Genomic DNA, 11,983 nt, shown 5'->3' on the forward strand with positions numbered 1-11,983 from the left:
GGCAGCCTAAGGAGCTGTCAGAACGGGTGTCAATAGGTCCGACAGCGGGTTTCCGGCCTGGCCGGAGGGTGCCTGGTGGCGTATATTCACGGCCTGGCCATGAGTTTTGCCCAGTCGGTTTCAGCACGAAGACCGAATGTTTCGACATCCCAGCAGACCCAGCAGCGTAGGGCTCCCCCTTTGACCAGTTCCGTTTCAGCAGGCGGGCCGCGCGCCGCGACGATCGCCACCATCGCCACCGAGGTCGGCGTGTCGGTGGCGACCGTCTCCAAGGTCCTCAACGGCCGCGCCGATGTCGCGCCGGAAACCAGGGCACGGGTCGAGGCCAGCCTCGAACGGCACCGCTACCGCCGCAGGACCCGGCGCCCGGCGGAGGCGACCCACCAGATCCACCTGGTCTTCCACGAGTTCGACTCCGCCTGGGCGATGGAGATCATCCGCGGGGTCGAGGAGGCGGCGGCCGCCGCCGGGGTCGAACTCGTGCTCACCCAGATGGGCGGCAGGCACCGCCCCTCCGACACCTGGCTCGACCTGATCGTCGGCCGGCAGCCGCTCGGCGTGCTGCTGGTGCAGTGCGGCCTGACGCCCGCCCAGCAGGAGAAACTCCGCAGGCAGCGGATCCCCTTCGTCGCCGTCGACACCGACAGCGCGACCCCCGCCTCGGTCCCCACCGTCGGCTCCAACAACTGGAACGGCGGCCTGATCGCCGCCCGCCACCTGCTGGAGCTGGGCCACCGCAGGATCGCCGTCATCTCCGGCCCCGAGGACCTGCTGTGCAGCCGCGCCCGGGTGGCCGGATTCAGCTCCGCGCACGACGAGGCGGGATTGGCGATGGACCCGGGCCTGGTCCGGCACGGCAACTTCTACCTCAACGCCGGCTACGAGCACGGCATGGAGCTGCTGCGGCTCCCCGAACCGCCGACCGCCGTCTTCGCCGGGTCCGACGCGCAGGCCATGGGCGTGCTGCGGGCCGCCCGGCATCTCGGCCTGGAACTGCCCGGCGACCTGTCCGTCGTCGGCTACGACAACCTGCCGGTCGCCGAGTGGATGGAGCCGGCGCTCACCACCGTCCACCAGCCGCTGCACGACATGGCGGGCACGGCGACCCGGATGCTGCTCGACCTGGCGGCCGGCGTCGAGGTGCCGACCAGCCGCATCGACCTGGGCACCGAACTGGTCGTACGGGAGAGCACCGCGCCGCCGGGACCGGACCGCTGACCTTCCCGATTCCCGTTTCCCGGCCCGTGCCGCGTACGCCGGCCGGACCCCGCCCGCGCGGCACGTACCCGATGGAGGACCTGTGGCCCTGTTCGACCTTCCGCTCGGCGAGCTGGAGCGGTACGCCCCCGCGGTGCCCGAGCCCGACGACTTCGACGCCTTCTGGGCCGCCACGCTGAAGCAGGCGGACGCCGCGCCGGTGCTCGTCGACGTCGCACCGGTGGACGCGGGACTGAGCCTGGTCGACACCTGGGACGTGACCTTCGCGGGTTACGACGGCCAGCCCGTACGCGGCTGGTTCACCCGCCCCCGCGAGGCCGCAGCCCCGCTGCCCGCGGTCGTCGAGTACCTCGGGTACGGTCGCGGCCGCGGCCTCCCGCACGAGCGGCTGACCTGGGCCGCCGCCGGTTACGCGCACCTGCTGATGGACAGCCGCGGCCAGGGCGACCTGTACGGCAACGGCGGCGACACCCCGGATCACGGCGGCGGCGCCCTCGGCGGCCCCGGCGTGGCGACCCGCGGCATCCGCTCCCCGCACGACTACTACTACCGCCGCCTGATCACCGACGCCGTCCGCGCCGTCACCGCGGCCCGCGCGCTCCCGGGCGTCGACCCGGCACGGGTGGCCGCGGTGGGCAACAGCCAGGGCGGCGGCCTGGCACTCGCGGTCGCCGGCCTCGTCCCCGACCTGGCCGCGCTGATGGTCTCGGCGCCCTTCCTGTGCCACATCCAACGCGCCCTCGACCTGACGGACGCGGACCCCTACGGCGAGATCGTCCGCTACCTCGCCGTGCACCGCGAGGCGGAGGCGGAGGTCCGCCGCACGCTGTCCTACGTCGACGGCGTCCTCTTCGCCCGCCGCGCCACGGCCCCCGTCCACGTCGGCGTCGGCCTGCGCGACACGGTCTGCCCGCCCAGCACGGTCTTCGCCGCCTGCAACCACTACGGCTCGGCCCGCCCCGGGCGCGCGGACCGTACCGTCCACGTCTACCCGTTCAACCACCACGAGGGCGGCGAGGCACTGCATACCCGCCGCCAACTCGGCTGGCTCGCACCGAAATTGGGAGTCTAGTCGGCGTCCGGCAAGCCGAAGCAGCGCCGCAGGTGGCGGGCCGCCTGGAGGTTGGCGGTCGTGGCGGCGTCGACCGCGCCGGCCATGGCGAAGAAGCCGTGGGCCATGCCCGGGTAGCAGGTGGCCTCGACCGGCACGCCGGCCTCCGCGAGGCGGCGGGCGTACGCCTCGCCCTGGTCGCGCAACGGGTCGTACTCGGCCGTGATGACCAGCGCCGGCGGCAGCCCGCTCAGGTCGGCGGCCCGCAGCGGTGACGCCAGCGGATCGGCGGCGTCGGCCGGGTCGCGCAGGTAGTGGCGGGCGTACCAGGCCACCGAGTGGTGGTTGAAGAGGTACGGGTCGGCACTGTCGCCGTCGCCTTCGCCGTCGCCCGTCGGGGCGGCGCCGGCCAGCTGGTCGGTGTTCGGGTACACCAGGAGCTGCCCGGCCAGCGCGGTGCGCCCCCGGTCCCGGGCGAGCAGCGTCACCGCGGCCGCGAGGTTGCCGCCCGCGCTGTCCCCGCCGACCGCGAGCCGCGCCGGATCGCCGCCGATCTCGTCCGCGTGCGCGGCGACCCAGCGCAAGGCGGCATGGCAGTCGTGCACCGCCGCGGGGAACGGGTTCTCGGGCGCCAGCCGGTAGCCGACGCTCACCACCAGGCACCCGGCCTCGGCGGCCAGCGTCCTGCACACGACGTCGGCGGTGTCGATACTGCCGAGCGTCCAGCCGCCGCCGAAGAAGTAGAGCAGCACGGGGAGTTGGGCCTCGCCGCTGGGGCGGTACACCCGCACCGGCAGGACGCCGTCGGGCCCGGGAATCTTCCGGTCCTCGACGCCGTACAGGGCCCGAGGGCTCCCCCCGGCCGCCCGGATCGCGGCCAGGTCCGCATCCCGGGCCTGCCCGACGGTGAGCAGGTAGAGGGGCGGCTCACCGCTGCGGGCACGCTCGTCGCGCAGGGCCTGGATCTGGGGGTCGAGCGGCATGTCGGATACCTCCTGGGAGTCGGTGCCTTCGGTGCTACCCGGACGCCGGGTGACCCGCGTTCGGGTACGCGGGGGTGTCAGCGTGCCGGGACCGGCCAGGTCCACCGGTGGCAGGTCACCCGGTAGCCCGACCGCCCGGACAGGGCGACGGCCGCCCGGTAGCCGGGCGGGGCGGGGACGTCGCTGATGCGGTAGTCCCCGGCCCACGCGTCGTCGGGGTGCGGGGACGGCCGGGTGCGGTCCGCGGACGGTACGGCCGCGTGCCGGTCGGCGGCCGCCGGACCGGCCGCGCACGGGGCGTCCCGACGTGGACCGTCCGCGAGTGGGCCGATGACGGGTAGCCCGTTGGCGTACGGGGCCGCCGCGCGCGGACCGTCGACGTACAGGCCGTCCGCCCGCGGACCGTCGACGTACGGGGCGCAGGCGCCCAAGCCGGCCGCCTGCCCAGGAGATGGCGTCACCGGGATGCGCAGGCCCTGGGTGAGGCGGCCGCCGTGGGCCTTGGTCAGGGCCTCCTTGCGGGACCAGAGGTGGGCGAAGAGGGTGGCGCGGGCCGCGGGGTCGAGGGTCGCGCGGACGGCGGCGGCCTCCTCCGGGGGGAAGTAGCGGGCCGCCATCGCGGCGGCGTCCAGGTGCGGGAGCACGCGTTGCACGTCGACGCCGACGCGGCGCGAGTCGGTGAGGGCGACCATCGCCACGTCGCCGGAGTGCGAGAGGTTGACCTCGGTGCCGCGCCAGCGGCCGGCCAGCTCGGGTTTGCCGTGCGGGCCGCGCGCCCAGCGGATCTCGTCCGGGGGCGCGCCGAGCCGCCCGGCGACGACATGGCGCAGGGCCCCGTGCGCCAGCACGAAGCGGCGCCGGTCGTCGGCCGAGCGGTACGCCTCGGCACGTCGCCGCTCGTCCGCGTCGAGCACGGCGAGCAGGGCGGCGAGGGCCGGCTCCGAGCGCCGGTCGGGAACCAGCCACACCTCGACGACGTCCGTCACGCCGGCACCGCCCGGTCCCTGACCAGCTCCGCCAGCCTGCGGACGCCCTCCTCGACGCGGTCCGGCGGCAGCGCGCTGCACGACAGCCGGATCGAGCGGCGGCCGCCGCCGGACCCGGGAGCGTAGAAGAAGCTCATCGGGGTCCACAGCACCCCGTAGTCGCGGCCGGAGGTCTCCAGCATCGCCTCGTCCGCCGTCAGCGGCACGTCGACCACGGCGAAGAAGCCGCCCGCGGGGGCGTTCCAGCGCACCCGCGGGTCGTCGCCGAAGTGGCGCTGCAGCGCGGCGAGCAGCGTGCGCAGATTGCCGCGGTAGAAGGCGGTCTTCTCCTTGCCCGCCGCCCGCAGGCTGCACCCGGCCTCGACCAGGAAGCCGCCGATGACCGCCTGCGCCACCGGCGAGGTGTTGACCGTCAACAGGCTCTTGACGCTGGACAGTTCCTCGGCCAGCAGTGTCCGCCCGCCGTCCGCGGCGACCACCGTCTGGTCCGCGACCAGGAAGCCCACCCGGGCGCCGGGGAAGCAGGACTTGGCGAAGGAGCCGAGGTAGACCACGTGCCCGCCGGTGTCCAACGCCTTGAGGGTGGGCCGGGGTTCGTCGTCCAGGCCGAAGAGGCCGTACGGGTCGTCCTCCAGGATCAGCAGCCCGGTCTCCGCGGCGACCTCAAGCAGCCGGCGCCGCGCCGCCACCGGCATGGACGCGCCGGACGGGTTCGCGAAGCTCGGCACCACGTACAGCGCGCGCGGCCGCCGCCCGGCGGCCCGTACCGCGGCCACCACGGCCGGCACCGTCTCCGGGTCGAGCCCGTCCGCGGACTCCGGGACCGGCACGACCTCGACGCCGAGCAGCCGGGCCGCCCCGGTGAGCCCGACGTAGCACGGCTCGACGGCCAGCACCACGTCCTGCGGCCGCGCGCACAGGCCGCGCAGCGCGATGACCATGGCCTCCTGGCAGCCGCTGGTGACCATGACCGCCCGCTCGGGCACCGAGATGTCCTCGTCCACGACGAGCATGCGGGCGATGAGCGCGCCCAGGTAGCCGTTGGTCCTGCCGTACTGCAGGAGTTGGCGCTCCCGCTGCTCGTGGGTGAGGCCGAGCGCCGCCAGGTGGGCGAGGTAGGTCGCGAGGTACCGGGGCAGCTCGTCGGTGCTGTGGAAGCCGTCGTAGGGACGGCCCGCGGCGAGCGAGATAGCGTCGGGGAAGCGGGCGGCGACCTCGTTGAGGAAGTTCATCGACGCGGATTCCGGATCACAGACGGAGGCGTGCAGGTCGTCGCGTCGCAGCTCCACCGTCATCGTGCCTCCGCCCTCAGCGTGACCGCTGATCTGTCGATCGACGCCAGGTCCGGCCGTCCGGCCAGCGCCATGGTGTGGGCCAACTCCTCGGTGGCCAGGTCGAGGACGCCCGCGACCCCGGCGGCGCCGTCGGCCGCGAGCCCCCACAGCACGGGCCGGCCCAGCAGCACCGCGCTCGCCCCCAGCGCGAGGGCAGCGAAGGTGTCGGTGCCGCCCCGCACCCCGCCGTCCAGCAGCACCGGGCACGCGCCCGCGACCGCGTCCACCACCTCGGCCAGCGCGTCCAGGCTCGCGCTCGCGCGGTCGAGCTGGCGGCCGCCGTGGTTGGACACGATGATCGCGTCGGCGCCGTGCCGTACCGCCGCGGCGGCGTCCTCGGCGGTGAGGACGCCCTTGAGCACCAGCGGCAGGTCGCTGCGCGCCCGCAGCCAGGCGAGGTCGGACCACGTCACCGACGGGTCGACGGCCTCGGCCGCGTGCGCCGCCAGCGCGGAGCGCCCGGCGGCGGGCAGGTGGGCGGCGGCCGTCACTGCCGCGTCGAGGTTGGCGGCACGGATGCCGGGGCCGAGCGCGAAGCCGTTGCGCGCGTCGCGGTGCCGCCGCCCCAACCGGGGCGCGTCCACCGTCAGGACGACCGCGCGGCAGCCCGCGGCGGCCGCCCTGCCGACGAGTTCGGCGAGCAGTTCGCGGCGGCGCAGCCAGTAGAGCTGTATCCAGAGCGGTCCCGCCGCCGCGGCGGCGATGTCCTCCAGCGTGCGGCTGGCGTAGATGCTGACCACGAAGAGCGCCCCGGCCGCCCCGGCGCCCCGGGCGGTGGCGACCTCGCCGTCCGGGTGCACGAGCCGGTGGTAGGCGGTCGGCGCGACCCCGATCGGCGTGTCCAGCCGCGCCCCGAGCAGCTCCGTCCCGGTGTCGCACCGCGACACGTCGACCAGCACGCGCGGCCGCAGCGTCACCCGCCCGAAGGCGCGCCGGTTCGCCCCGACGGTCCGCTCGCTCTCGGCGCCGCCGTCGATGAAGTCCCAGACCGGACGGTCGAGCCGTCGCCGCGCGGTGCGCCGGTAGTCCTCGACCCGCGCGGGCGCCTGCGGCGGGCGGACGTGCCGCTCGGGTGCGGTCATCACGCCCTCCCGGGGGCCGCCGCCGCGGCGAGCGCTTCTTCGGTGGCCGCGGCGAAGGCGGCCACCGACAAGGTGCCCGAGAGCGGGTCGTGGTCGGCCACGATCAGCGGGGCGGGCTCCGCGGGCGGGGCGGACAGTTCAGCGGCCAGCTCCCACCACACGCCGGTGGTGGGGCGGCCGGGGGCGGCGGTACGGACCCGGGGGGCGCCGGGGAGTGGCGGGGCCTGGGCGGCGAGGGCCGAGCCGAGGATCACGGCCGCCGGGGCGGCGGGTTCGGCCAGGGGGTCCGCGCCGGTGGCCGGCCCGGCGAACTTGGCGAGGGCGGTACGCGCCTGCGCCGCGGAAGCCGGGCCGGTGGTCACCCGTCCCAGCGGGGTCGTGGGCGTGCCCGGCGTCGGGGGGCCGAGGAGGAGGGCCACGCCCGAGGACGTGGCGGGCAGGTCGACCGGGATGCCGGAGTCGTACGGCAGCGAGGGCTGCTCCACGACCAGCAGCAGGGCGCGGGGCAGCCGGCCGGCGTAGGCGCGGATCAGGCGCAGCGCGGTGAAGGGGGCGGCCGCGCCCTGGTCGGTGACCGCGAAGGCCATCGGCGTGCCGGGGCATACGTGGCTCAGGCGGGTGGTCGTGGCGCGGCCGGGTGCGATGTCGGGGACGGAGTAGGCGAGGACGAGCAGGTCGACGGACTCGCCCGTCGGCACGGCCCGTTCGATGAGCACCTCCGCCATCTCGCCGTACGCGTGGCCGGCGCCGGCCAAGGCGGCCGCGTCCAGGGCGAGTCCGTAAGGGCGGAGCAGGTCGGTGAGGTAGACGCGCAGCCGCTCGGTGTGGACGGGGTCGGCGGCCAGGGCGGCGGGGCCGGGGAAGTCAAGCCGGACCGCTCGGCGGACGCCCCAGCCTGCGGGGACCTCGTCGGCGGCGGCGCCGTAGGGGACGAAGGTGCGCATCATCACGCTTCCGTGAGCAGGTTTCCCGCGACGTAGTCGGCGAGCGAGCCGACCGTGCCGAAGTCGTCGCGGCCCAGTTCCTCGACGCTGATCTCCAGTTCGAGGCGCTCCTCCAGTTCGAGAACGAGTTCGAGGCCCGTGGTCGAACTCAGCCCGAGCGCGTCCATCAGCTCGGTGTCCGCCGTCACCTCGGCGACCTCCCGCTTGAGCACGTGCGGGAGGAGTTCGCGGATGCTGTCGACCAGGCGGTCGCGCAGCGCCGGGTCGGCGGCGGCGGCGCTCGGGGCGGTGTCCTGCTCCGTCATCGGTGGTCCCTTCGGTGGTGGGTGGTGGCGGTGGTCCGGCCCGGATGTCAGTGCGCGAAGACCATGGCCGAGAAGGTGGCGCCGCTCCCGGCGCCGGCGGCCGCCATCACGTACGGCTCGCCCTGCCGCAGCAGCCCGCGGTCCCGCGCGGTGAGGTAGTTGATGAAGCCGTCCGCGCAGAAGACGTGGCCGGTGGTGGCCACGTTGTCGAGCACGACCCGCTCGCGCGGGTAGCCGAGCGTCCGGCACACCTGGTGCCAGGCCACGCGGTTGACGTTGTGCGGCAGGATCACGCCGACCTCGTCCATCGCCAGCCCCGCCCGGCCGACCGCGGCCGTGATCGCGGCGGCGAGCGTGTCGGCGTACACCCGCTGGAATTCCAGGGCCGTTTCCTGGTCGTCGGTGTCGAACTCCCCGCGCGGATCGGTGGCGTACGCGAGCATCCGGTCCCGCTCGCCGGCGGCGGAGACCAGGCAGGCGGCGGCGCCCTCGCCGAAGAAGGAGGTCTCGGGGACGAGTTGGGCCTCACCGGTGAAGGCCTTCTCGCCGGTGAGTACGAGGGCGAGCCCGTCGCGGTCGTCGTCGGCGGCCAGCAGCCGTCCCGCCGCGTCGACGGCGAGCAGGCCGGACGCGCAGGCGTGGTGGCCGACCGCGAAGACGGCGGCGTGGCCGAGCCCGAACTCCTCGCACAACTCCCCCACCGGATCGTGCGGATAGGGCACGACGGTGGGAAAGGTCCTGGCGTGCAGGACGTACCGCACCCGGTGCTCCTGGCCGCGCAGCCCGTCGAGCCGGCGCAGCGCGCCCCGCAGCAGATCGGCCAGCCCGCCGTGCGGGTCGAGGGCGACCTCCCCGAGCTTGTGGTAGCGCCGGAATATCTTGGCCTGCATCCCGCTCAGCCCGAGCCGCCCGGCCACCTCCTCGATCCGCACCCGCCCCTCCGGCAGGTACGCCGCCACCGCCACCACCGCGGTCACCGCCCCACCTCAGCCGCACCGCCACGCGCGGCGTCGGTACGTGCCGCGTCGCTACGCGCGGCGTCGGCACGTGCGGCCTCGGATCCGGGTGGCGGCGCGGACTCCGCCGTCTGCGGGCCGAGTGCCAGCTCGATGGCCGCCGCCTCCATCGCCCACGCGAGTGCCTCCGTGTCGGCCGGGGAGATGTAGTGCGTGTCGATGCGGATCTCGAAGCCCACGCCCTCCGGAGTGTCGTCGACGTGGACGAAGAAGCGCTCGATCTGGGTGTCCTGCTGGACGAACCAGCGGAAGGTGCCCGTTCCGCGGGCCGCGCGCAGTGTCGCGGCCAGTTCCTCCGGGGCCGGCACGGTGACGTCCCCCATCGCGACCTGGGCCCTGCGGTCGTTGAAGTAGGTGCCGACGGTGACGTCCTCGCCGCGCTCGCGGGAGATCCGGGCGGTCAGCTCGTCCAGCAGGCCCGGGTGGAAGTAGGCGTGCTTGTAGACCGACATGCCGGCGCGGCGGGACTGTTCGACCACCTCGTCGGCCGTGGCGCCCTCGACGTCGAGGACGCAGACGCCCGCCTGGGCGAGCATGCACACCACGTCGGACAGGCCGGGCCGGAAGCGGTTGCTCACGACGGGCCTGACCACGGCCGGGCTGATCCCGGTGGCCCGGTGGAGCCCGAGGGCGAAGAGGGCGACCAGGACGGCGGAGTAGTTCGCGCCGGTGCGGGCGGCGATCGACGGCAGGGCCGCATCCAGCGCGGGCGAGCGGAATTCGGCGCCCCAGTGGCGCGGGGTGCGCGGGTCGGTGGGGCCGGGCAACTGGCGGGCGGGGACGGCCCGCAGGACGCCCTCCCAGTGCCGGAGCGTCCGGTCGCTGTGCCGCTGCCCGGCCGGGGACTGCTGCCACCTGGCCTGTTCGAGCGGCTGCATGCCGGCCACCGGCGCGGTCTCGCGCGCCTTGACCTCGCGCAGCATGACCGCGCCGCCCATGGCGTCGGTGACCAGGTGGTGCATGACGGTGACCAGGTGGGTGGGCCGGCCGTGCTGCCGTACCGCGCCCATCCTGACCGGCCACTCGTCGGCGAAGTCGAACTCCCGGTCCCGGTAGCGCTGTTCGACCGCTGCGGCGACCTCGTCGGGGTCGGCGTCCGGGGCGGCGTCGTAGACGTCGAGGGTCGTCCGGCCCGATGCGAAGAGCCGTTGGGTGGGGCGGCCGTCGGCGTCGAAGCGCAGCCGGGTGCGCATGGACTGGAAGCGGCTCATCAGGTACCGCAGTTCCTCGGCCAGGTCGGCGACGGTCGTGCCCGGTTCGAGGGGGGCCCGGCCGCCGATCGGCAGGGCGCTGCGCTGGCGGCCCATGGCGTACCAGATCTCCCACATCCCCCAGGACATCTCGTCCTCGCCCTCGCCCTCCCCGGCGAAGTCGACGGTCACCCGCTCGGTGACGGTGGGCGCGAAGGCCTGCTTGTCGTCCGGTTCTGCCATGTCACACCCCTGCCGTCTCGGCACGATGCCGCTGCCGCATCAGGAACTTGCGGACCTTGCCGGTCGGCCCGGTGATCAGGTCGGCCTCGGAGATGAGCACGACCCGGCGCAGGGTCGCGGCGGCCGCGTCCGTCAGCGCGGCGCGGACCGCCGGCGTACGGTCCGGGCCGGGGTCGGCGTCGGCGTGCAGGGCGAGCAGGACGTCGGTGACGACCCGGCCGCCGACCTCCGCGGAGACCACCGTGCAGTCGTGCACGTCGGGGCAGCGGGCGAGGATGCGCTCCTCGGACATGGCCGTGTAGAGCCACTCGCCGCCGCCGAGGTCGACGGCGTCGACGGCCCGGTCGACGTGGAAGTAGTAGCCCTCCTCGTCGCGGTACATCAGGTCGCCGGTGAGGTAGTAGCCCCTTAGCCGGTTGCGGTAGGTGGCCGCCGAGTCGTTCCAGTAGCCGGGTGCCAGCGTCGGTGCTTTCAGGCCGAGTTGGCCGACCTCGCCGACCGGCACCTGCTCGCCGGTGGCGGTGTCGAGCAGCGCGACGTCGGCGAAGCCGTGGGGTACGCCGACGCAGCGGCCGTAGCGCGAGGTCGCCGTGGTGTGGGTGATGTGGAAGGCGGAGTGGCCCATCTCGGTGGAGCCGAGGCCGTCCACGAAGCTGGAGCCGGGGGTGCGGCGGACGCCCTCGCGGGTGACGGTCTCGCGCGAACCGGCCGCGACCAGTCGGCGGATGTGCGGCTCGTGGGCGCAGTCGCCGGTGTTGAACCACAGCGACACCGAGTCCAGGTCGTGCGCGGTCAGGTCCTGCCGCGCCAACTGGGCCCAGGTGGCGGCGAATCCGAGGACGCCGCTCGGCCGCCAGCGTTCGATGGCCCGCACCACCGCGGGACCGTCGTTCTGCGTGGACAGCAGGAGCAGGTCGCTGCGCAGGCACAGCGCCATGTTCAGCGCCGAGATGCCGGCGGCGTGGGCGGCGGGCAGCGCGCTGAGTATCCGCTCGGCGCCGCGGGCGCGGGGCGCGGTGAGCCGGAAGAGCCGGGTGGCCGCGAAGAGGCTGGCGTTGGAGTGCACGACCGCGGCGGGCATCCGGGTGGTGCCCGAGGAGTGGGTGATGGCGATCGGGTCGTCGGGGTGGTGGCGGTAGGGCGCCGGCGCCGCCGCCGGGTCCGCGGTGCCGACCGCCGCCGCGTCGGCGTGCAGGGCGAGGCCGAGGTCGAGGCCGGCCAGCCGGTCGCGGTGCTCGGGGTCGGTGACCAGGGCGACACCGCGCAGCCGCCGGATGTACTCGGCGGCGATGTCGCCGGGCAGGTAGGTGTTCATGAGCGCGGGGATCGCGCCGAGCCAGGCCAGCGCCAGGAAGTTCAGCAGGCAGTCCGCCGCGTCGGAGACGTGGATCGCGACGGGGTCGCGCGGGCCGATGCCGTGCGCGTGCCACCAGGCGGCCCTGGCCGCCACCCGCTCGCGCAGCTGCCCGAGGCTGAGCTGCTGCCAGGCGGGATACCCGTCGACCGGGGTGTCGAAGGCGGCCCCAGGGCCGTCCGGGTCGGCCCCGTGCTCGAACAGCTTGGGCAGGACGTTGCCCGCGCCCAGTTCGGGGTCGGCGGCCAGTCTGGCCCGGATGTTGCTGCCGGTCACA

The 11,983-nt window shown here is 75.0% G+C and carries 11 protein-coding genes; 2 read left to right on the top strand and 9 right to left on the bottom strand.

The annotated features are described in order from the left end of the window. Positions 1 to 180 precede the first annotated feature (180 nt). A complete protein-coding gene (locus BUE44_RS17195) occupies positions 181 to 1,218 on the top strand; it encodes a LacI family DNA-binding transcriptional regulator (protein WP_073499252.1) in 1,038 nt (345 codons plus the stop codon). 82 nt (positions 1,219 to 1,300) lie between these two features. Next, entirely contained in the window at positions 1,301 to 2,290 is a 990-nt protein-coding gene (locus BUE44_RS17200) for an acetylxylan esterase (RefSeq protein ID WP_073499254.1), read from the top strand. Here the strand turns inward: BUE44_RS17200 and BUE44_RS17205 are convergent. The 9 genes from BUE44_RS17205 to BUE44_RS17245 all read right to left on the bottom strand — a co-directional run bounded on the left by BUE44_RS17205 (position 2,287) and on the right by BUE44_RS17245 (position 11,982). Next, positions 2,287 to 3,252 (bottom strand): alpha/beta hydrolase, encoded by a 966-nt coding sequence (locus BUE44_RS17205; RefSeq protein WP_073499462.1) that lies wholly within the window; start codon positions 3,250 to 3,252, stop codon positions 2,287 to 2,289. The genes BUE44_RS17200 and BUE44_RS17205 overlap by 4 nt on opposite strands. Positions 3,253 to 3,329: 77 nt before the next feature. Next, a complete protein-coding gene (locus BUE44_RS17210) occupies positions 3,330 to 4,238 on the bottom strand; it encodes a 4'-phosphopantetheinyl transferase family protein (protein WP_073499256.1) in 909 nt (302 codons plus the stop codon). Beyond that, positions 4,235 to 5,533: an aminotransferase-like domain-containing protein gene (locus tag BUE44_RS17215; RefSeq protein WP_073499258.1), complete on the bottom strand. Its 1,299-nt coding sequence runs from the start codon at positions 5,531 to 5,533 to the stop codon at positions 4,235 to 4,237. The genes BUE44_RS17210 and BUE44_RS17215 overlap by 4 nt, the downstream gene beginning before the upstream one ends. Further along, complete coding sequence (locus tag BUE44_RS17220; RefSeq protein WP_073499260.1) at positions 5,530 to 6,654, bottom strand: alpha-hydroxy acid oxidase; 1,125 nt, start codon at positions 6,652 to 6,654, stop codon at positions 5,530 to 5,532. Before BUE44_RS17220 ends, BUE44_RS17215 begins: the two co-directional genes overlap by 4 nt. Further along, complete coding sequence (locus tag BUE44_RS17225) at positions 6,654 to 7,601, bottom strand: hypothetical protein (RefSeq protein WP_073499262.1); 948 nt, start codon at positions 7,599 to 7,601, stop codon at positions 6,654 to 6,656. The genes BUE44_RS17220 and BUE44_RS17225 overlap by 1 nt, the downstream gene beginning before the upstream one ends. Further along, positions 7,601 to 7,903, bottom strand: coding sequence for a phosphopantetheine-binding protein (locus BUE44_RS17230; RefSeq protein ID WP_073499264.1), 303 nt, complete (start codon positions 7,901 to 7,903; stop codon positions 7,601 to 7,603). Before BUE44_RS17230 ends, BUE44_RS17225 begins: the two co-directional genes overlap by 1 nt. 47 nt (positions 7,904 to 7,950) lie before the next feature. Then, complete coding sequence (locus BUE44_RS17235; RefSeq protein ID WP_073499267.1) at positions 7,951 to 8,880, bottom strand: 3-oxoacyl-[acyl-carrier-protein] synthase III C-terminal domain-containing protein; 930 nt, start codon at positions 8,878 to 8,880, stop codon at positions 7,951 to 7,953. Next, complete coding sequence (locus BUE44_RS17240; protein ID WP_073499269.1) at positions 8,877 to 10,352, bottom strand: condensation domain-containing protein; 1,476 nt, start codon at positions 10,350 to 10,352, stop codon at positions 8,877 to 8,879. The genes BUE44_RS17235 and BUE44_RS17240 overlap by 4 nt, the downstream gene beginning before the upstream one ends. Before the next feature lies 1 nt (position 10,353). Further along, entirely contained in the window at positions 10,354 to 11,982 is a 1,629-nt protein-coding gene (locus BUE44_RS17245) for a class I adenylate-forming enzyme family protein (RefSeq protein ID WP_073499271.1), read from the bottom strand. Position 11,983 lies beyond the last annotated feature (1 nt).

Source organism: Actinacidiphila paucisporea (genome assembly GCF_900142575.1).
Lineage (GTDB): Bacteria > Actinomycetota > Actinomycetes > Streptomycetales > Streptomycetaceae > Actinacidiphila > Actinacidiphila paucisporea.